The sequence below is a fragment of the Citrobacter portucalensis genome (assembly GCF_023374935.1).
Lineage (GTDB): Bacteria > Pseudomonadota > Gammaproteobacteria > Enterobacterales > Enterobacteriaceae > Citrobacter > Citrobacter portucalensis.
This window is the reverse complement of record NZ_CP092466.1, coordinates 4,096,023-4,115,133: the sequence shown is the minus strand read 5'-3', so window position 1 is coordinate 4,115,133 and position 19,111 is coordinate 4,096,023. Positions and strand designations below refer to the sequence as shown.

Sequence of the window (19,111 nt, the reverse complement as noted above, 5' to 3'; positions counted from 1 at the left end):
GGGTATTAGATAATGGCCCAAAGTATTGGGTTGAAATTTACCCAATTGCCGATGTCGTTTGGAGCAAAATATGAGTGATGACGTAGCGCTGCCACTGCAATTTACTGAAGCAGCAGCCAATAAAGTTAAAAGCCTGATCGCTGACGAAGATAACCCGAATCTGAAATTACGCGTGTATATCACTGGCGGTGGTTGCAGCGGTTTCCAGTACGGTTTCACCTTTGATGATCAGGTCAATGAAGGTGATATGACCATCGAGAAACAAGGTGTTGGTCTGGTCGTTGATCCGATGAGTCTGCAATATCTGGTGGGCGGCGCGGTTGACTATACCGAAGGTCTGGAAGGTTCCCGCTTCGTTGTGACTAACCCGAATGCGAAAAGCACCTGCGGGTGTGGTTCTTCTTTCAGCATCTGATTGCTGTCTGTAATACTGATGGTCTGATGTTGTAGGCCCGGTAAGCGTAGCGCCACCGGGCAATGTGCCGGATGGCGGCGTAAACGCCTTATCCGGCCTACATGTTCTGTATCGTCATATCAACGCCCGTTATCATCCAGCGCAAACGTCGGCAATTTCAGATGCCAGCGAATGGCGGCAAGCCGAATCAGCAGCGTGACAATCATCCCCATCATACTGGCGTTTTCCAGTGAAACATCAAAGGTATAAAACGCTGTCGCATGCACGATCCCGCCGATAATACAGGCTGTGGCGTAGATCTCGGTGCGCAAAATCATCGGGACTTCACGAGCTAACACATCGCGAATGATCCCACCACCTACGCCGGTAATCACCCCCATACAAATCGCCACCAGCGGCCCTGTTCCTGCGAGAAATGCCTTGTTGACCCCAATACCCACGAACACCGCCAGACCAACGGCATCCAGCACCGGAAGGATCCATTTCGGTATGCGTCTTGGTTGACGTACCAACAGGATCGTCAGCATGCTGGTGATCATCGCCACCACCAGATCGGTCGGATCCTTAACCCAAAAAACCGGTCCATTATCCAGCGCCATATCGCGGATCGTGCCACCACCAACGGCGGTAACCACGCCGAGTACCAGGACGCCAAACGGATCCATACGTAATTTTCCGGCCAGTAATACGCCAGAGATTGCAAATACTGCGGTGCCGACAATATCAAGCCAATAGACGAGCATTTTTAAATCCTCACAACAGACCTGGTGGGGGCAGGCGCTAATTTATCTGTGAAAGCGCATTACAGAGTTGTTTTGCGGCGAGGATAATACGCGGGCTCGCGCGTTCGAACCAGTCACTATTAAGTGTAATAATGGGTATTTTAAGCTGGTTTCCCCAGTATTGCTCAATTTTCAGAGTTTCGCCCGGACCGCCTGTGGCAACAATAGCCTGGGGGGCTCGTGCCAGGACCTGCTCACGGCTAACCTGCGGCCAGGGAACCCGACTACCGGCAAAGATGTTTTCTCCGCCGCATACCTCAAGAACTTCGTGCTGAATAGAACCTTTTCCACTGGTAAACAGAGGATTGGCACCAAACTGGAGAAACACGCGTTTTTTCGGTTTGTTGGCATACTGAGATTTAAGTAAAGCATAGTCATCAAGCATGGTTTGCGCCGCCTGTTTAGCTTGTTCAGGCTTGGGGCTCCATGCCGCTAATTGGCGTAGCGCATCGGCAACCTGCTCAATGGTAACGGCGTCCACCCAGATGACCTTAATACCCAGAGAGGTTAGTTGATTCACCTGCCGCTCAGCATTTCCCCCGCGCCAGGCGACAACCAAATCAGGTTTCAGCGCCACAATACGTTCAAGATTCATCCCTTGCCAGGTTGAGACTTCCTCAATATTTTTGGCTTCTGGCGGGTAGTTTGAATAGCTGCTGACGCCAACGGGGGTAATGCCAGCGGCAAAAGCGAGTTCAGTATTGGCAGGAGAAAGCGTCACAACACGCGGCGCGGCGTAAAGGAACGCCGGGAGAGTGAAAAGCAGGGCGACCAGCGCCCTGGAGAGTAATTTAGCCATGCGCCAGTTTCTGTACCAGCGTTTCGACCATCAGGCTTGACTGCTTCGCGGCAACCACCAGGAATTCGTCAAAGCTGAGATGGGACTGCTGATCGGCAACGTCAGAGATAGCGCGAACCACGACAAATGGCACGTTAAAGTTGTGGCAAACGTGCGCAATTGCGGTCGCTTCCATCTCAACGGCAATCGCCTGCGGGAAGTTATGCTTAATTTTAGCCAGCCCCACGGAACCATTAATGAAGGCGTCGCCGCTGACGATAAGTCCGCGAACGGCGTTCAGATTGAGTTCGGCGATGCAAGACTCTGCGGCAGCAATCAACGTAGGATCGGCTTTAAAACCAGCCGGGCAGCCCGGTAGCTGACCAAATTCATAACCAAAGGCAGTGACGTCGGCGTCGTGATAGCGCGCTTCGTCAGAAACTACGATATCCCCGACTTTCAGCGTAGAGGCCAGGCCACCCGCAGAACCGGTATTAATGATGGCGTCCGGCTTGCAGCGTTCAAGCAGCAGCGTAGCGCCCAGTGCCGCAGCCACTTTACCGATACCCGATTTCAGCAGCGCAACCTCTGTACCGTTCAGTTGGCCGGTGTAAATTTCACAACCGCCGAGCGCGATGGTCTGACGGTTTTCGATTTTGTCACGCAGCAGCGTAACTTCTTCTTCCATTGCACCAATGATGCCGATTTTCATAGATTTACTCGCGATAAGCCAGATTTGAGGGCATAGTCTATCATGCGCTTAAGGGGTAGCGCATTTCTCAGGCGGGAGAGGACATGGCACAGATCGATTTCCGAAAAAAAATAAACTGGCATCGTCGTTACCGTTCGCCGCAGGGCGTGAAGACTGAGCATGAGATCCTGCGTATTTTCGAAAGCGATCGCGGACGTATTATCAATTCACCGGCAATTCGCCGACTGCAACAAAAGACCCAGGTCTTTCCGCTGGAACGTAATGCGGCGGTGCGCACGCGTTTAACGCACTCAATGGAAGTTCAGCAGGTTGGCCGCTATATCGCGAAAGAGATCCTCAGCCGACTAAAAGAGCAAAAGTTGCTGGAGCAGTATGGCCTGGATGAACTGACGGGACCGTTTGAAAGTATTGTCGAAATGTCCTGCCTGATGCATGACATTGGCAATCCGCCGTTTGGCCATTTTGGGGAAGCGGCGATTAATGACTGGTTCCGCCAGCGGCTGTATCCCGCAGACGCAGAAAGTCAGCCCCTAAGTGATGACCGCTGCCAGGTGGCGGCATTACGGTTGCGTGAAGGCGAGGAGTCGCTGAATGATATTCGCCGTAAGGTACGCCAGGACCTGTGCCATTTTGAAGGCAATGCGCAGGGTATTCGCCTTGTGCATACGTTGATGCGTATGAACCTTACCTGGGCGCAGGTTGGCGGTATTTTAAAATATACCCGTCCAGCGTGGTGGCGCGGCAGTGCACCCGAAACACACAATTATTTAATGAAGAAGCCGGGTTATTACCTTTCTGAAGAACCGTATATTGAGCGGTTGCGTAAAGAATTATCATTAGCGCCTTACAGTCGCTTTCCATTAACCTGGATTATGGAAGCTGCCGATGATATCTCTTATTGCGTAGCGGATCTGGAAGATGCCGTTGAGAAAAGAATCTTTAGCGTCGAGCAGCTTTATCACCATCTGCATGAGGCGTGGGGGCAACATGAAAAAGGTTCCCTGTTTATCCAGGTTGTTGAGAACGCCTGGGAAAAATCACGTTCAAATACATTAAGCCGGAGTACCGAAGATCAGTTCTTTATGTATTTACGCGTCAATACGCTGAATAAACTGGTGCCGTATGCGGCCCAGCGGTTTATTGATAATTTGCCGCAGATTTATGAAGGCAGCTTTAATCATGCGCTGCTAGAAGATGCCAGTAGCTTCAGCCAGCTACTGGGCGTTTATAAAAATGTGGCAGTAAAACATGTGTTTAGCCATCCGGATGTTGAACAACTGGAATTACAGGGCTATCGGGTGATCAGCGGGTTGCTGGAGATCTATCAGCCGTTATTAAAAATGTCTCAGTCAGATTTTTCTGAACTGGTCGACAATGAAAGAGTAAAACGTTTTCCTATCGAGTCCCGTTTATTTCAGAAGTTGTCTACCCGCCATCGTCTTGCGTATGTTGAGGCGGTTAGTAAAATATCGACGGGGTGCGCCGAGTATTCGGTTCTGGAATATTATTATCGCTGCCGGTTGATCCAGGATTATATCAGCGGGATGACGGATTTGTATGCCTGGGATGAATATCGTCGCTTGATGGCCGTAGAACAATAAATACTCATTTGTAAAGACGGACAATAAAATTTTACTTTTTCCTTAAACTTAATTCTGGAACTTAGCGCTATAAAACGACTCTGACGTATACAGCAATTTTGCGTTACCTGTTAATCGAGAACGAAACACATGAAAAAAACCACATTAGCAATGAGTGCACTGGCTCTGAGTTTAGGTTTGGCGTTGTCCCCCCTGTCTGCTACAGCGGCTGAGACGTCGTCTTCAGCAATGACCGCCCAACAGATGCCAAGCTTGGCCCCGATGCTCGAAAAAGTGATGCCATCGGTGGTAAGTATTAACGTCGAGGGGAGCACGACGGTAAATACGCCGCGCATGCCGCGTAATTTCCAGCAGTTCTTCGGTGATAATTCACCGTTCTGCCAGGACGGTTCTCCGTTCCAGAGTTCGCCGTTCTGCCAGGGCGGCGCACCGGGCGCTGACAATGGCGGCGGCCAGCAGCAGAAATTTATGGCACTCGGTTCCGGCGTAATTATTGATGCCGCGAAAGGGTATGTCGTGACCAATAACCACGTGGTAGATAACGCCACGGTGATTAAAGTTCAGTTGAGCGATGGTCGTAAATTTGACGCGAAGATCGTGGGTAAAGATCCGCGCTCCGATATCGCGCTGATCCAAATTCAGGATCCGAAAAACCTGACGGCGATTAAGCTGGCAGATTCCGATGCGCTGCGCGTGGGTGATTACACCGTGGCAATTGGTAACCCGTTTGGCCTCGGTGAAACGGTGACTTCCGGTATCGTTTCTGCACTGGGCCGTAGCGGCCTGAATGCGGAAAACTACGAGAACTTTATCCAGACGGATGCTGCGATCAACCGGGGTAACTCCGGTGGTGCGCTGGTCAACCTGAACGGTGAGCTGATCGGCATTAACACCGCGATCCTCGCGCCGGACGGCGGTAACATCGGTATCGGTTTTGCGATCCCAAGCAACATGGTGAAAAACCTGACTTCACAGATGGTTGAGTTCGGCCAGGTTAAACGCGGCGAACTGGGCATTATGGGTACCGAACTGAGCTCTGAGCTGGCGAAAGCGATGAAAGTTGACGCCCAGCGTGGCGCATTCGTCAGCCAGGTGATGCCGAACTCTTCTGCAGCGAAAGCGGGGATTAAAGCTGGGGATGTGATTACCTCCCTGAACGGCAAACCTATTAGCAGCTTCGCCGCCCTGCGTGCGCAGGTCGGTACGATGCCGGTTGGCAGCAAAATCACCCTGGGTCTGCTGCGTGACGGTAAGCCGGTCACCGTGAACCTGGAATTGCAGCAGAGCAGCCAGACTCAGGTTGACTCCAGCTCTATCTTTAAAGGCATTGAAGGTGCCGATATGAGCAATAAAGGACAGGACAAAGGTGTCGTGGTAAGCGACGTGAAACCGAATTCTCCGGCTGCACAGATTGGCCTGAAGAAAGGGGATGTGATTATCGGTGCGAACCAGCAGCCGGTGAAAAACATCGCTGAACTGCGCAAAATCCTCGACAGCAAACCAGCCGTACTGGCGCTGAACATTCAGCGTGGTGACAGCTCCATCTATCTGTTGATGCAGTAATCTCCCTCAACCCCTTCCTGCACAGGAAGGGGTTTCTTTTTGTGATACTTCCCACAACTCCATACTTCTCCCTTCCGCTTTGTGCATTTGCACAATGTCGCCGCTTATTATCTTCCCTATGCTTGAGCTCTGCTCACAGGAGGGGTTTATGGCTGGCTGGCATCTTGATACCAAAATGGCGCAGGATATCGTGGCGCGCACCATGCGCATCATTGATACCAATATCAACGTAATGGATGCCCGTGGGCGGATAATCGGCAGCGGCGATCGCGAACGTATTGGTGAATTGCACGAAGGGGCGCTGCTGGTACTTTCGCAAGGTCGGGTGGTCGATATCGACGATGCGGTGGCCCGGCATTTACACGGTGTGCGTCAGGGGATAAACCTGCCGCTGCGTCTGGAAGGCGAAATCGTTGGCGTTATCGGTCTTACCGGCGAACCGGAGCATCTGCGCAAATACGGCGAGTTAGTGTGCATGACCGCCGAAATGATGCTGGAACAGTCGCGCTTGATGCATCTGTTAGCGCAGGATAGCCGTCTGCGTGAAGAGCTGGTGATGAACCTGATTCAGGCGGAAGAGAATACGCCAGCGCTGATGGAATGGGCCCAGCGCCTGGGCATTGATCTGAACCAGCCGCGCGTGGTGGCGGTAGTGGAGGTCGACAGCGGTCAGCTTGGTGTTGACAGCGCGATGGCTGAACTACAGCAATTACAGAATGCGTTGACCACGCCAGAGCGTAATAATCTGATTGCGATTGTTTCCCTGACTGAGATGGTGGTACTGAAACCCGCGCTCAATCAGTTTGGCCGCTGGGACGCTGAAGATCATCGCAAGCGCGTTGAGCAGCTTATTGCCCGCATGAAAGAGAACGGACAGCTGCGTTTTCGCGTGTCGCTGGGCAACTATTTTACCGGGCCTGGTAGCATTGCCCGTTCGTATCGTACGGCGCGCACCACCATGATGGTCGGTAAACAGCGTATGCCGGAAAGCCGTAGCTATTTCTATCAGGATTTGATGCTGCCAGTACTGCTGGACAGCCTGCGCGGCGGCTGGCAGGCCAATGAGCTGGCGCGTCCGTTGGTGAGGCTGAAAGCGATGGATAACAATGGGTTGCTGCGTCGGACATTGGCGGCATGGTTTCGTCATAACGTCCAGCCGCTGGCGACCTCAAAGGCACTGTTTATTCATCGTAATACGCTGGAATATCGCCTGAATCGTATTTCAGAACTGACCGGGCTGGATCTGGGGAATTTTGACGACCGACTGCTGCTGTATGTGGCGTTACAGTTAGATGAGCAGCATTGATTAATTGCCTGATGGCGCTACGCTTATCAGGCAAAATGCCGGGTGGCGGCTTCGCCTTACCCGGCCTACGAATACATTCACGTGCGGTTATTTACGCGTCAGTTTTTCCAGATCGGCTTCAATTTCGCTGATCTTGTTGGTCACGACGCTTTCGAGATGGCGTAAATCATCAAGGATCTTGCGTTTAAGATCGACTTCGCTGCGATCGCGCTGGCAGATCTGATCCAGTTCATCGATCACATAGCGCAGGTTGGGACTGATCTCCTGCACTTCTTTGTAACCCTGGCCGATGCCATCAGCTACCACCGTTTTGCGCTGACGGGGATATTTGAACTTCACGCTCTTGGCAAAAAACTCGCCTTTATCCTTTTGGAAATAGATTTTCAGGATATCGTTGTTGGCTTCTTGCCGCAGGCTGTAACGATCGATTTCTTCAGGATTAGTAATGCCCAGACTTTTCAGATTGTCATACATAGCGGTACCCTTAAGCTCACTATAACCATTGAATAATTAACGAAAAGCCTTGTTTATGCCACTCGCAGATGTAAAAAAAGCGGGCTAAGCCCGCTTTTTCAAACCGCTGTTAGTCGATAGTGCGCAACAGTTCGTTGATTCCCACTTTGCCACGCGTTTTGGCATCGACTTTCTTCACAATCACCGCGCAGTACAGGCTGTATTTGCCATCTTTCGACGGCAGGTTGCCGGAGACGACCACGGAGCCAGCCGGAACGCGACCATAATGCACTTCGCCAGTTTCGCGATCGTAAATACGGGTGCTCTGACCGATGTACACGCCCATGGAGATAACAGAACCTTCTTCGACGATCACGCCTTCAACCACTTCAGAGCGTGCGCCGATGAAGCAGTTGTCTTCGATGATGGTCGGGTTAGCCTGCAACGGCTCCAGTACGCCGCCGATGCCAACGCCGCCGGACAGGTGTACGTTTTTACCGATTTGCGCACAGGAACCGACTGTTGCCCAGGTATCAACCATCGTACCTTCATCAACATAAGCGCCGATGTTTACGTAAGATGGCATCAGCACGGTGTTACGGGCGATAAACGCACCCTGACGCACGGCCGCAGGCGGAACCACGCGGAAACCTTCCTTCTGGAAGCGCGCTTCGTCGTAGTTGGCGAATTTCATCGGTACTTTATCGAAGTAACGGCTTTCCGCACCTTCGATGACCTGATTATCGTTAATACGGAAAGAGAGCAGGACCGCCTTTTTCAGCCACTGATGCGTGACCCACTGACCCTCAATCTTCTCTGCGACGCGCAGTGCACCGGAATCCAGTAAAGAAATAACCTGATTCACCGCTTCGCGGGTTACGGTATCTACATTTGCCGGAGTAATGTCGGCACGGCGCTCGAAAGCGGACTCAATAACGTTCTGTAACTGCTGCATTGTTAAACTCTTTCCATAATAAATAAAAACATCACCCTTTATCGTTTGGATTGAGGGCCTCTGTCAACCGTTGATGCACTTCCTGCTGCAGCTCATTATTAAGGGCGCGCCGGTCGGCGGTGGCGATTATGAATAAATCTTCTACTCGCTCGCCAATGGTTGTAATTCGGGCGCCATGCAGCGAAATTCCCAGATCGGCAAAAATCTGCCCGACCCGCGCCAGCAGGCCGGGCTGGTCGAGAGCGATAAGCTCCAGGAATGATTTTCGGTCGGTATGGGTCGGCAAAAAGGTGACCTCAGTATCGACGGTAAAGTGGCGTAATTTTGCCGGCTGGCGACGCGGTTGCGGTGGCTGCCAACTGCGCTGCGTGATGGCCTGTTCCAGTCCAAAACGGATCGCTTCATGTCGGTCTGAAGACAGCGGGCTGCCGTCCGGTTCCAGCACGATGAACGTATCCATCGCCATCCCATCGCGGGTAGTGAAAATCTGCGCATCGTGGACGCTAAGATTACGCCTGTCCAGTTCGGCGCAGACGGCGGCAAACAGGTAAGGGCGGTCAGGGCTCCAGATGAAAATTTCTGTCCCGCCGCGCGTGGCCTGTGGGCTGAGCAGGATCAGCGGCTTGCTGAGATCGTGTTGCAGCAGATGGCGCGCATGCCAGGCCAGCTGATTTGGGCTGTGACGCACGAAGTAGTTGGCGCGACAGCGTGACCAGATGTGGTGCAACGCTTCTTCATCAATGCTGTCCATTCGCAGTAGCGCCAGCGCCTGAAGCTGATGGTGGCGTACGCGCTCGCGCATATCCGGCGTATTTTGCATGCCACGACGGAGTTGTTTTTCCGTCGCGAAGTACAGCTCGCGTAGCAGGCTTTGCTTCCAGCTATTCCACAGCGTTTCGTTGGTGGCGCAAATATCCGCGACGGTCAGACACACCAAAAAGCGCAGACGGTGTTCCGTTTGTACCTCTTCGGCGAATTGCTTGATCACTTCGGGATCCTGAATATCGCGGCGCTGAGCGGTCACCGACATCAGCAAATGCTGGCGCACCAGCCACACGATCAACTGCGTTTCGCGGGAATTCAGGCCGTGCAGTTCGGCGAACTTGAGCACGTCCTGAGCGCCGAGCACCGAGTGATCGCCGCCGCGACCTTTGGCGATATCGTGGAACAGCGCGGCAATCAGAATCAACTCCGGCTGTCGCAGACGCGGCCATAGATCCACGCATAGCGGATGGCGCTGACGGGTCTCTTCGTTGGCAAAACTTTCCAGCTTGAGCATTACGCGGATGGTGTGTTCATCCACCGTATAGGCATGAAACAGGTCAAACTGCATTTGGCCGACTATATGCGACCATTGCGGCATATAAGCCCACAACACGCTGTGGCGATGCATTGGCAGCAGACCGCGGCTCACCGCACCCGGATGACGCAACATACTGAGAAACAGCGATCGCGCTTCCGGGATATAGCATAACGGCTGCGTTAAATGACGACGGGCATGGCGCAGATGGCGCAGCGTGGTGGAGTAAATCCCGCTGATTGCGCTGTTACGCACCATGATGTAAAACATCCGCAGTATCGCTTCGGGTTTACGGATAAACAGGTCGTCGTTGCGCAGATCGATCAACGTGCCGCGCAGTTGAAAGTCGTCATCAATCGGACGCGGTTTTTCATCGGCGGGCATGGCGAGGATCGCCTCGTCGAACAGTTGCAACAGCATGTGATTCAGTTCGCTGACCCGTCGGGTGACGCGGAAATAGTCTTTCATCATCCGCTCGATAGGCTCGTTGCCTTCGCCGCCGTAGTTTAGCCTTTGCGCCACGCTGAGCTGGCGGTCAAACAGCAGGCGGTTGTCGTAACGACTAACGACCAGATGCAGGGCGAAGCGAATCCGCCACAGGATATGCAAACATTCATTCAGCTCGGCGCGTTCAGCCAGTGTCAAAAAGCCGAAGCCGACCATTTCGTCCAGTGAGGTGGCGCCAAAATGGCGGCGGGCCACCCATTGCAGGGTATGGATATCGCGCAGGCCGCCGGGACTGCTTTTGATATCCGGCTCCAGGTTGTAGCTAGTGCCGTGATAGCGCTGGTGGCGCTGATTCTGCTCTTCCACTTTGGCTGCGTAAAACTTGTCGGAAGGCCAGAAACCTTCGCTAAAAATATGCTTTTGCAGCTCCAGAAACAGCGCCACATCGCCGATCAGCAGGCGAGTTTCAATCAGGTTGGTGGCGACGGTTAAATCTGACAATCCTTCCAGCAGACACTCTTCCAGCGTACGCACGCTATGCCCAACCTCCAGCCTCACGTCCCATAGCAGCGTTAACAGCTCACCGACTTTTTCGGCCTGCGTGTCAGGCAGCTTTTTACGGCTGAGGATCAACAGGTCGATATCGGAAAGCGGGTGCAGTTCGCCGCGCCCGTAACCCCCAACGGCAACCAGCGCCAGGTCGGCAATTTGGCCAAAACCGGCTTCAATCCACAGGCGTTGTAGCAACTGGTCAATAAATTCGGTACGGGCCTCAATGAGCTGTTCTGCGGAAATTCCACTGTCAAACGCTTCGCCTAACCAGTTCTGGAAGGTGTCGATATGCGCTTTAATGCCGGAGCAGTTGAGATCTTGCTGTGGCCATGTCCCTGGGTTTTGCGGTTGGCCAGGCAGGGTGGGGAGGGCAGTATTTGCGTGCTGTTCAGGAAGAGTATTCATTATGCGCCACCCATTAAAAAGCCGGATGATGGCGTGAACGCCTTATCCGGCCTACTAAGTAGTACAATTTGTAGGCCTGATAAGATGCGAATGCATCGCCATCAGGCAAAACATTATTCGCCGTGTGTGATGATCGCTGGGATGGTGTCATCCTTGCGTAACGTCAGAATTTCACAGCCGTTTTCCGTCACTACAATAGTATGCTCGTACTGTGCAGACAAGCTCCGGTCTTTGGTTTTCACTGTCCAGCCGTCTTTCATGGTGCGGATGCGGTAATCACCGGCATTCAGCATCGGTTCTATGGTGAACGTCATGCCAGGCTGCAGTACCACACCACCGTCGTCTGCATCGTAGTGCAGAACCTGTGGCTCTTCATGGAAGCCGCGACCGATACCGTGACCGCAGTATTCACGAACAACAGAGAAACCTTCGCCTTCCGCGTATTTCTGAATCGCAGCGCCCAGCGTGCGCAGGCGAATGCCCGGTTTTACCATCCGCAGCGCCAGATACAGGCTTTCCTGTGTGACGCGGCACAAACGCTCGCCCAGAATAGTAGGTTTGCCGACGATAAACATCTTGGAGGTATCGCCGTGGTACTCGTCTTTAATCACGGTCACGTCGATGTTAACGATATCACCATCTTTCAGGTGCTTCGCGTCGTCCGGGATCCCGTGACACACCACTTCATTAATAGAGATACATACGGATTTCGGATAGCCGTGATAGCCCAGGCAGGCGGAAATGGCCTGCTGCTCATTCACGATGTAGTCATTACAGAGGCGATCCAGCTCGCCGGTGCTGACGCCCGGTTTAACAAACGGTTCGATCATTTCCAGTACATCAGCGGCCAGGCGGCCAGCGACGCGCATTTTTTCGATTTCTTCAGGGGTCTTGATTGAGATAGCCATGAATTCTGTCCATCAGTGTCGATTATTTCGACAATAATTGTGTAAGTGCTGTCAATGGTATCAGTCCCGCATACATGCTGCCAAATTGAGAATCATTCTGAACTTCGCCTTTCGTGCCACAGATGCGTTGGCTACATTTTTTCACCCCAGTCACTTACTGGTTGTAAGCTCCCGGGGATTCAAAAATTTGCCGCCTTCCTGTAACACGAAATTCATCGTTCATTCAGCACAGTCCGCCAACAATTATTGGTGTCGGTGGCGTATTTGTGGTATAAAGCGCGCCGGACTTCCGATCCATTCGAAGACTACACACGATGGACGGGAGCGACAAATCTCACTTTGTGTAACAACACACACGTATCGGCACATATTCCGGGGTGCCCTTTGGGGTCGGTAATATGGGATGCGTGGAGGCTTAACCCCAACTTTTATATATAGAGGTTTTAATCATGGCAACTGTTTCCATGCGCGACATGCTCAAGGCTGGTGTTCACTTCGGTCACCAGACCCGTTACTGGAACCCGAAAATGAAGCCGTTCATCTTCGGTGCGCGTAACAAAGTTCACATCATCAACCTTGAGAAAACTGTACCGATGTTCAACGAAGCTCTGGCTGAACTGAACAAGATCTCTTCTCGTAAAGGTAAAATCCTTTTCGTTGGTACTAAACGCGCTGCAAGCGAAGCGGTGAAAGAAGCTGCTAACAGCTGCGACCAGTTCTTCGTGAACCATCGCTGGCTGGGCGGTATGCTGACTAACTGGAAAACCGTTCGTCAGTCCATCAAACGTCTGAAAGATCTGGAAACTCAGTCTCAGGACGGTACTTTCGAAAAGCTGACCAAGAAAGAAGCGCTGATGCGTACTCGTGAGCTTGAGAAACTGGAAAACAGCCTGGGCGGTATCAAAGACATGGGCGGTCTGCCGGACGCTCTGTTCGTAATCGATGCTGACCACGAGCACATTGCTATCAAAGAAGCAAACAACCTGGGTATCCCAGTATTTGCTATCGTTGATACCAACTCTGATCCGGACGGTGTTGACTTCGTTATCCCGGGTAACGACGACGCAATCCGTGCTGTGACCCTGTACCTGGGCGCTGTAGCTACTACCGTTCGTGAAGGCCGTTCTCAGGATCTGGCTTCCCAGGCGGAAGAAAGCTTCGTAGAAGCTGAATAATAAGGCACGCTCGTTAGAGCCCTTATAGACCAGGTAGTATCACGTTTGGTTAGGGGGCCTGTATATGGCCCCCTTTTTCACTTTTAAATCTGTGCGGTTTCATGCCGGGCAGATCAAATCTTCCGAGGATTTTAGAATGGCTGAAATTACCGCATCCCTGGTAAAAGAGCTGCGTGAGCGTACTGGCGCAGGCATGATGGATTGCAAAAAAGCACTGACTGAAGCTAATGGCGACATCGAGCTGGCAATCGAAAACATGCGTAAGTCCGGTGCAATCAAAGCGGCGAAAAAAGCAGGCAACGTTGCTGCTGACGGCGTAATCAAAACCAAAATCGACGGCAACATCGCTTTCATTCTGGAAGTTAACTGCCAGACTGACTTCGTTGCTAAAGATGCTGGTTTCCAGGCATTTGCTGACAAAGTACTGGACGCTGCCGTTGCTGGCAAAATCACTGACGTTGAAGTTCTGAAAGCACAGTTCGAAGAAGAACGTGTTGCTCTGGTTGCTAAAATCGGTGAGAACATCAACATCCGTCGCGTTGCTTCCCTGGAAGGCGAAGTTCTGGGTAACTACCAGCACGGTGCTCGTATCGGTGTTCTGGTTGCTGCAACTGGCGCTGACGAAGAACTGGTTAAACAGCTGGCAATGCACGTTGCTGCAAGCAAACCAGAATTCGTTAAGCCGGAAGACGTTTCCGCTGAAGTGGTAGAAAAAGAATACCAGGTTCAGCTGGACATCGCTATGCAGTCTGGCAAGCCGAAAGAAATCGCAGAGAAAATGGTTGAAGGCCGCATGAAGAAATTCACCGGCGAAGTTTCTCTGACCGGTCAGCCTTTCGTCATGGAACCGAGCAAATCTGTTGGTCAGCTGCTGAAAGAGCATAACGCTGACGTAACTGGTTTCATCCGCTTTGAAGTGGGTGAAGGCATCGAGAAAGTTGAGACTGACTTTGCAGCAGAAGTTGCTGCGATGTCCAAGCAGTCTTAATTTTTAAAGGAGCCGCCTGAGGGCGGCTTCTTTTTGTGTCTGGCTTGTAAATTCAGCGAACCGCTATAGTGGTCATGCTGAAAAGCGACATACAATGTCGCCGGAATTAACTCATCTCATTCGTTGACAGTCTCAGGAAAGAAACATGGCTACCAATGCAAAACCCGTCTACAAACGTATTCTGCTTAAGTTAAGTGGCGAAGCTCTGCAAGGTTCAGAAGGCTTCGGTATTGATGCAAGCATCCTCGACCGCATGGCTCAGGAAATCAAAGAGCTGGTTGAGCTGGGTATTCAGGTTGGCGTAGTGATTGGTGGTGGTAACCTGTTCCGTGGCGCTGGTCTGGCGAAAGCGGGGATGAACCGCGTTGTGGGCGACCACATGGGCATGTTAGCCACCGTAATGAACGGTCTGGCGATGCGCGATGCGCTTCACCGCGCCTATGTGAACGCTCGCTTGATGTCCGCAATTCCTCTGAACGGCGTGTGTGATAACTACAGCTGGGCCGAAGCTATCAGCCTGCTGCGTAACAACCGCGTTGTTATTTTGTCTGCGGGTACCGGCAATCCGTTCTTCACCACCGATTCTGCAGCCTGCCTGCGCGGTATTGAAATTGAAGCGGATGTGGTTCTGAAAGCCACCAAAGTCGATGGCGTATTTACTGCCGACCCGGCTAAAGATCCAACGGCGACTATGTACGAACAGTTGACCTACACTGAAGTACTGGATAAAGAGCTGAAAGTAATGGATCTTGCCGCGTTCACGCTGGCTCGTGACCACAAATTACCGATTCGTGTCTTTAACATGAACAAACCAGGTGCACTGCGCCGTGTTGTTATGGGTGAAAAAGAAGGCACGTTAATCACGGAATAATTCCCGTTGCGGCTAAATGCAGGTAATATTCCGCTTTAATGTCGCGGGATACGTCCCTCAAAATTAATCAAGACTATACTTGTCACATCTTGCGTGGCGGGTATGGTCTGACTGAAACAAGCTTTCAAGGATTCGTAACGTGATCAACGATATCAGAAAAGATGCTGAAGTACGCATGGACAAATGCGTCGAAGCGTTCAAAAACCAAATCAGCAAAATTCGCACGGGTCGTGCTTCTCCTAGCCTGCTGGATGGTATTGTCGTGGAATATTACGGCACGCCGACTCCGCTGCGCCAGCTGGCAAGCGTAACGGTTGAAGATTCCCGTACCCTGAAAATCAACGTATTTGACCGTTCTATGGGTCCAGCCGTTGAGAAAGCAATCATGGCTTCCGACCTCGGTCTGAATCCAAGCTCTGCGGGCTCTGACATCCGCGTTCCGCTGCCGCCGCTGACCGAAGAACGTCGTAAAGATCTGACCAAGATCGTACGTGGTGAAGCTGAAGGCGCGCGTGTTGCGGTACGTAACGTACGCCGCGATGCAAACGACAAAGTGAAAGCGTTGTTGAAAGAAAAAGAGATCAGCGAAGATGACGATCGCCGTTCTCAGGACGACGTACAGAAACTGACTGACGCAGCAATCAAGAAAGTTGATGCGGCGCTGGCAGAGAAAGAAGCAGAACTGATGCAGTTCTGATTCGCCTGTACGCTAAAAACGCCGCTTAGAAGGCCTGAGAAGGCTGGATGGCGGCGTTTTGCTTTTTTCTGTCTACATACTCTAAATAATTCAAGTTGCAGGAAGGCGGTGACACCAAAGGCCGAGTAAAGCCAACGTACATGCAACTTGAAGTATGACGAGTAAAATTCTTCTGGATGTCCGATGAAGCAATTAACCATCCTGGGATCAACCGGTTCCATTGGTTGCAGTACGCTGGATGTAGTACGCCATAACCCGGAAAAATTTCGTGTTGCTGCGTTGGTGGCGGGTAAAAATGTTGCCCGTATGGTAGAGCAATGCCTGGAGTTTGCGCCTCGCTATGCGGTAATGGATGATGAAAAAAGCGCGGCACAGGTAAAAGCTACTCTTTTGGCACAGGGTAGCCGTACCGAGGTGATGAGCGGGCAGCAGGCTGCCTGTGATATGGCTGCGCTGGATGATGTTGATCAGGTCATGGCGGCGATTGTCGGCGCAGCGGGTTTGCTGCCGACGCTGGCGGCAATTCGTGCGAGCAAAAGCATTTTACTGGCGAATAAAGAATCGCTGGTGACCTGCGGTCGTCTGTTTATGGACGACGTGAAACGCCACAAAGCGCAGCTTTTGCCGGTAGATAGCGAGCATAACGCGATTTTTCAGAGTTTACCGCAACCTATCCAACACAATCTGGGATACGCTGACCTTGAGCAAAACGGCGTCATGTCAGTTCTGCTTACCGGGTCTGGTGGCCCATTCCGTGAAACGCCATTGCGCGATCTGGTCTCTATGACCCCCGATCAGGCATGCCGTCATCCGAATTGGTCGATGGGACGAAAAATCTCTGTCGATTCCGCCACCATGATGAACAAAGGTCTGGAATACATTGAAGCGCGTTGGTTATTTAATGCCAGTGCAAGCCAGATGGAAGTGCTGATTCATCCGCAGTCGGTTATTCATTCGATGGTCCGTTATCAGGATGGTAGTGTTCTGGCGCAGTTGGGTGAACCTGATATGCGTACACCTATTGCCCATACGATGGCATGGCCAGAACGTGTGACGTCCGGTGTTAAGCCTGTCGACTTTTGCAAACTCAGTGCGTTGACGTTTTCCGCACCTGATTACCAGCGTTATCCGTGCCTGAAACTGGCGATGGACGCGTTTGAGCAAGGTCAGGCGGCGACGACCGCACTCAATGCCGCGAATGAAATTACCGTTGCCGCATTCCTGGCGCAGCAGATCCGATTTACCGATATTGCCGATCTCAATTTATCTGTACTGGATAAGATGGATTTGCAGGAACCGCAGAGCGTTGACGACGTGTTGAAGGTCGATGCCATCGCGCGGGAAGTCGCCAGAAAAGAAGTGATGCGACTCTCAAGCTGATGATAATCCCTCTACGGAGAATCGTGCTATTTGTTAGCGTTGGGCTTCAGTGATATAGTCTGCGCCACCCGATCGCGGGTATTTGCTTTTTTTCGGTCGGGTAAGCCGTGGTTTGACACGGCTTTTTTGTGGATAGGCTTCAGTATTCCTGAGTACCGTAAATCCTTTCAGGGACTAATAACGCGTTATGTTGTCTGCAACTAAACCATTAAGCGAAAATTTGCCAGCACATGGTTGTCGCCATGTCGCAATTATCATGGATGGCAATGGCCGCTGGGCGAAAAAGCAAGGGAAGATTCGCGCCTTTGGGCATAAGGCTGGAGCAAAATCCGTCCGCCGGGCTGTCTCTTTTGCTGCAAATAACGGTATTGATGCGTTAACGCTGTATGCCTTTAGCAGTGAGAACTGGAACCGACCTGCGCAGGAAGTGAGCGCGTTAATGGAACTGTTTGTGTGGGCACTTGATAGCGAAGTGAAAAACCTACATCGCCATAACGTACGCCTGCGTATTATCGGGGATATCAGTCGATTTAACTCACGTTTGCAAGAACGGATTCGCAAATCAGAAGCGATTACCGCCCAGAATACCGGGTTGACGCTGAATATTGCAGCGAATTACGGTGGACGGTGGGATATTGTCCAGGGAGTCAGGCAACTGGCACAACAGGTGCAGGACGGTGTGCTGCATCCTGAGCAAATTGATGAAGAGATGCTTGGGCAGCAAATTTGTATGCATGAGCTGGCTCCTGTGGATTTAGTGATAAGGACTGGGGGAGAGCACCGAATTAGTAATTTTCTGTTGTGGCAAATTGCCTACGCCGAACTTTACTTTACCGATGTTCTCTGGCCCGATTTCGATGAACAAGACTTTGAAGGTGCGCTGCATGCCTTTGCTAATCGTGAGCGTCGTTTCGGCGGCACCGAACCCGGTGATGAAAAAGCCTGATGGGGGTCGCTTTTGCTGAAGTATCGCCTGATTTCTGCTTTTGTTTTAATACCCGTTGTCATCGCGGCGCTGTTTTTGCTGCCGCCGGTGGGGTTCGCCATTGTTACGTTGGTCGTCTGTATGTTGGCCGCCTGGGAGTGGGGACAGTTAAGCGGTTTTACCACGCGTACGCAGCGAGTCTGGCTGGCGGTTTTGTGCGGGCTATTGCTGGCACTGATGCTATTTTTGCTGCCAGAATACCATCGCGATATCCATCAACCGCTGGTTGAAGTATCGCTGTGGGCGTCGCTGGGCTGGTGGGTCGTAGCGCTGTTACTGGTATTGTTTTACCCAGGTTCTGCGTCGGTCTGGCGTAATTCCAAAACATTACGCATAATTTTCGGCGTGTTAACCATTGTCCCGTTCTTTTGGGGAATGCTGGCGCTACGTGCATGGCACTATGATGAGAATCATTATAGTGGCGCGCTATGGCTGCTGTATGTCATGATCCTCGTTTGGGGAGCGGACTCTGGTGCGTATATGTTTGGTAAGCTGTTTGGCAAACATAAGCTGGCACCGAAGGTTTCTCCTGGTAAAACCTGGCAGGGTTTTATTGGCGGACTCGCCACTGCGGCCGTGATCTCATGGGGTTATGGCATGTGGGCGAATCTTGAAGTTGCGCCTGTCACCTTGCTCATTTGCTCCATCGTTGCAGCCCTGGCCTCCGTGCTGGGTGACCTGACCGAGAGTATGTTTAAGCGTGAAGCAGGTATTAAGGACAGTGGTCACTTAATTCCAGGACACGGCGGTATTCTGGATCGTATTGATAGCCTGACGGCTGCGGTACCGGTCTTTGCCTGCCTGTTGTTACTGGTGTTCAGGACGCTCTAACGGATGG

Annotated in this window: 19 protein-coding genes; 12 read left to right on the top strand and 7 right to left on the bottom strand. The window is 51.9% G+C overall.

Features of this window, described 5'->3' with window-relative positions; translation table 11 throughout:
- Window positions 1-12: 12 nt before the first annotated feature.
- Entirely contained in the window at window positions 13-78 is a 66-nt protein-coding gene (yadW, locus tag LY264_RS20050; protein ID WP_122984004.1) for a small protein YadW, read from the top strand.
- The gene (erpA, locus tag LY264_RS20045; protein WP_008786260.1) at window positions 71-415 is read left to right on the top strand and encodes an iron-sulfur cluster insertion protein ErpA; all 345 of its coding nucleotides are present in this window, start codon (window positions 71-73) and stop codon (window positions 413-415) included. Before yadW ends, erpA begins: the two co-directional genes overlap by 8 nt.
- A 119-nt stretch (window positions 416-534) precedes the next feature.
- Here erpA and LY264_RS20040 read toward each other — a convergent pair whose 3' ends face one another.
- The 3 genes from LY264_RS20040 to mtnN are packed head-to-tail and all read right to left on the bottom strand — an operon-like array spanning window position 535 to window position 2,687.
- Entirely contained in the window at window positions 535-1,158 is a 624-nt protein-coding gene (locus LY264_RS20040) for a TRIC cation channel family protein (RefSeq protein ID WP_003829199.1), read from the bottom strand.
- A gap of 37 nt (window positions 1,159-1,195) precedes the next feature.
- Window positions 1,196-1,996: a vitamin B12 ABC transporter substrate-binding protein BtuF gene (gene btuF, locus LY264_RS20035; protein WP_003829197.1), complete on the bottom strand. Its 801-nt coding sequence runs from the start codon at window positions 1,994-1,996 to the stop codon at window positions 1,196-1,198.
- Window positions 1,989-2,687 carry a 5'-methylthioadenosine/S-adenosylhomocysteine nucleosidase gene (gene mtnN, locus LY264_RS20030; RefSeq protein ID WP_048214894.1) on the bottom strand — a complete coding sequence of 233 codons (699 nt, stop codon included), beginning with the start codon at window positions 2,685-2,687 and terminating at the stop codon, window positions 1,989-1,991. The genes btuF and mtnN overlap by 8 nt, the downstream gene beginning before the upstream one ends.
- 83 nt (window positions 2,688-2,770) lie before the next feature.
- On the opposite strand from mtnN, the gene dgt reads away from it, so the two are divergent.
- The 3 genes from dgt to cdaR all read left to right on the top strand — a co-directional run bounded on the left by dgt (window position 2,771) and on the right by cdaR (window position 7,157).
- Window positions 2,771-4,288: a dGTPase gene (gene dgt, locus LY264_RS20025; protein WP_048214893.1), complete on the top strand. Its 1,518-nt coding sequence runs from the start codon at window positions 2,771-2,773 to the stop codon at window positions 4,286-4,288.
- A gap of 129 nt (window positions 4,289-4,417) precedes the next feature.
- Window positions 4,418-5,851, top strand: a complete 1,434-nt coding sequence (gene degP / locus LY264_RS20020; protein ID WP_003829191.1) for a serine endoprotease DegP — start codon at window positions 4,418-4,420, stop codon at window positions 5,849-5,851.
- A 148-nt stretch (window positions 5,852-5,999) separates the two neighbouring features.
- Window positions 6,000-7,157 (top strand): DNA-binding transcriptional regulator CdaR, encoded by a 1,158-nt coding sequence (cdaR, locus tag LY264_RS20015; RefSeq protein WP_003018564.1) that lies wholly within the window; start codon window positions 6,000-6,002, stop codon window positions 7,155-7,157.
- 87 nt (window positions 7,158-7,244) lie between these two features.
- On the opposite strand, the gene LY264_RS20010 is transcribed toward cdaR, so the two are convergent.
- The 4 genes from LY264_RS20010 to map all read right to left on the bottom strand — a co-directional run bounded on the left by LY264_RS20010 (window position 7,245) and on the right by map (window position 12,177).
- A complete protein-coding gene (locus LY264_RS20010) occupies window positions 7,245-7,631 on the bottom strand; it encodes a DUF3461 family protein (RefSeq protein ID WP_005132126.1) in 387 nt (128 codons plus the stop codon).
- A 109-nt stretch (window positions 7,632-7,740) separates the two neighbouring features.
- Complete coding sequence (dapD, locus tag LY264_RS20005; RefSeq protein WP_003829186.1) at window positions 7,741-8,565, bottom strand: 2,3,4,5-tetrahydropyridine-2,6-dicarboxylate N-succinyltransferase; 825 nt, start codon at window positions 8,563-8,565, stop codon at window positions 7,741-7,743.
- 31 nt (window positions 8,566-8,596) lie between these two features.
- Window positions 8,597-11,269, bottom strand: coding sequence for a bifunctional uridylyltransferase/uridylyl-removing protein GlnD (gene glnD / locus LY264_RS20000; protein ID WP_048227065.1), 2,673 nt, complete (start codon window positions 11,267-11,269; stop codon window positions 8,597-8,599).
- A gap of 113 nt (window positions 11,270-11,382) precedes the next feature.
- A complete protein-coding gene (map, locus tag LY264_RS19995; protein WP_048227064.1) occupies window positions 11,383-12,177 on the bottom strand; it encodes a type I methionyl aminopeptidase in 795 nt (264 codons plus the stop codon).
- Window positions 12,178-12,626: 449 nt separating this feature from the next.
- On the opposite strand from map, the gene rpsB reads away from it, so the two are divergent.
- From rpsB to cdsA, 7 genes are all read left to right on the top strand, one after another.
- A complete protein-coding gene (gene rpsB / locus LY264_RS19990) occupies window positions 12,627-13,352 on the top strand; it encodes a 30S ribosomal protein S2 (protein WP_249457465.1) in 726 nt (241 codons plus the stop codon).
- Window positions 13,353-13,488: 136 nt separating this feature from the next.
- Window positions 13,489-14,340 carry a translation elongation factor Ts gene (tsf, locus tag LY264_RS19985; RefSeq protein ID WP_003018551.1) on the top strand — a complete coding sequence of 284 codons (852 nt, stop codon included), beginning with the start codon at window positions 13,489-13,491 and terminating at the stop codon, window positions 14,338-14,340.
- A gap of 145 nt (window positions 14,341-14,485) precedes the next feature.
- Window positions 14,486-15,211, top strand: coding sequence for a UMP kinase (gene pyrH, locus LY264_RS19980; RefSeq protein ID WP_003018549.1), 726 nt, complete (start codon window positions 14,486-14,488; stop codon window positions 15,209-15,211).
- Between the two features lie 139 nt (window positions 15,212-15,350).
- Complete coding sequence (gene frr, locus LY264_RS19975) at window positions 15,351-15,908, top strand: ribosome recycling factor (protein ID WP_003018547.1); 558 nt, start codon at window positions 15,351-15,353, stop codon at window positions 15,906-15,908.
- 183 nt (window positions 15,909-16,091) lie between these two features.
- Complete coding sequence (gene ispC, locus LY264_RS19970) at window positions 16,092-17,288, top strand: 1-deoxy-D-xylulose-5-phosphate reductoisomerase (RefSeq protein WP_048227063.1); 1,197 nt, start codon at window positions 16,092-16,094, stop codon at window positions 17,286-17,288.
- 187 nt (window positions 17,289-17,475) lie between these two features.
- Complete coding sequence (gene ispU, locus LY264_RS19965) at window positions 17,476-18,234, top strand: (2E,6E)-farnesyl-diphosphate-specific ditrans,polycis-undecaprenyl-diphosphate synthase (protein WP_008786266.1); 759 nt, start codon at window positions 17,476-17,478, stop codon at window positions 18,232-18,234.
- Window positions 18,235-18,246: 12 nt separating this feature from the next.
- Entirely contained in the window at window positions 18,247-19,104 is an 858-nt protein-coding gene (cdsA, locus tag LY264_RS19960; protein ID WP_003829174.1) for a phosphatidate cytidylyltransferase, read from the top strand.
- The last annotated feature ends 7 nt before the right edge of the window (window positions 19,105-19,111 follow it).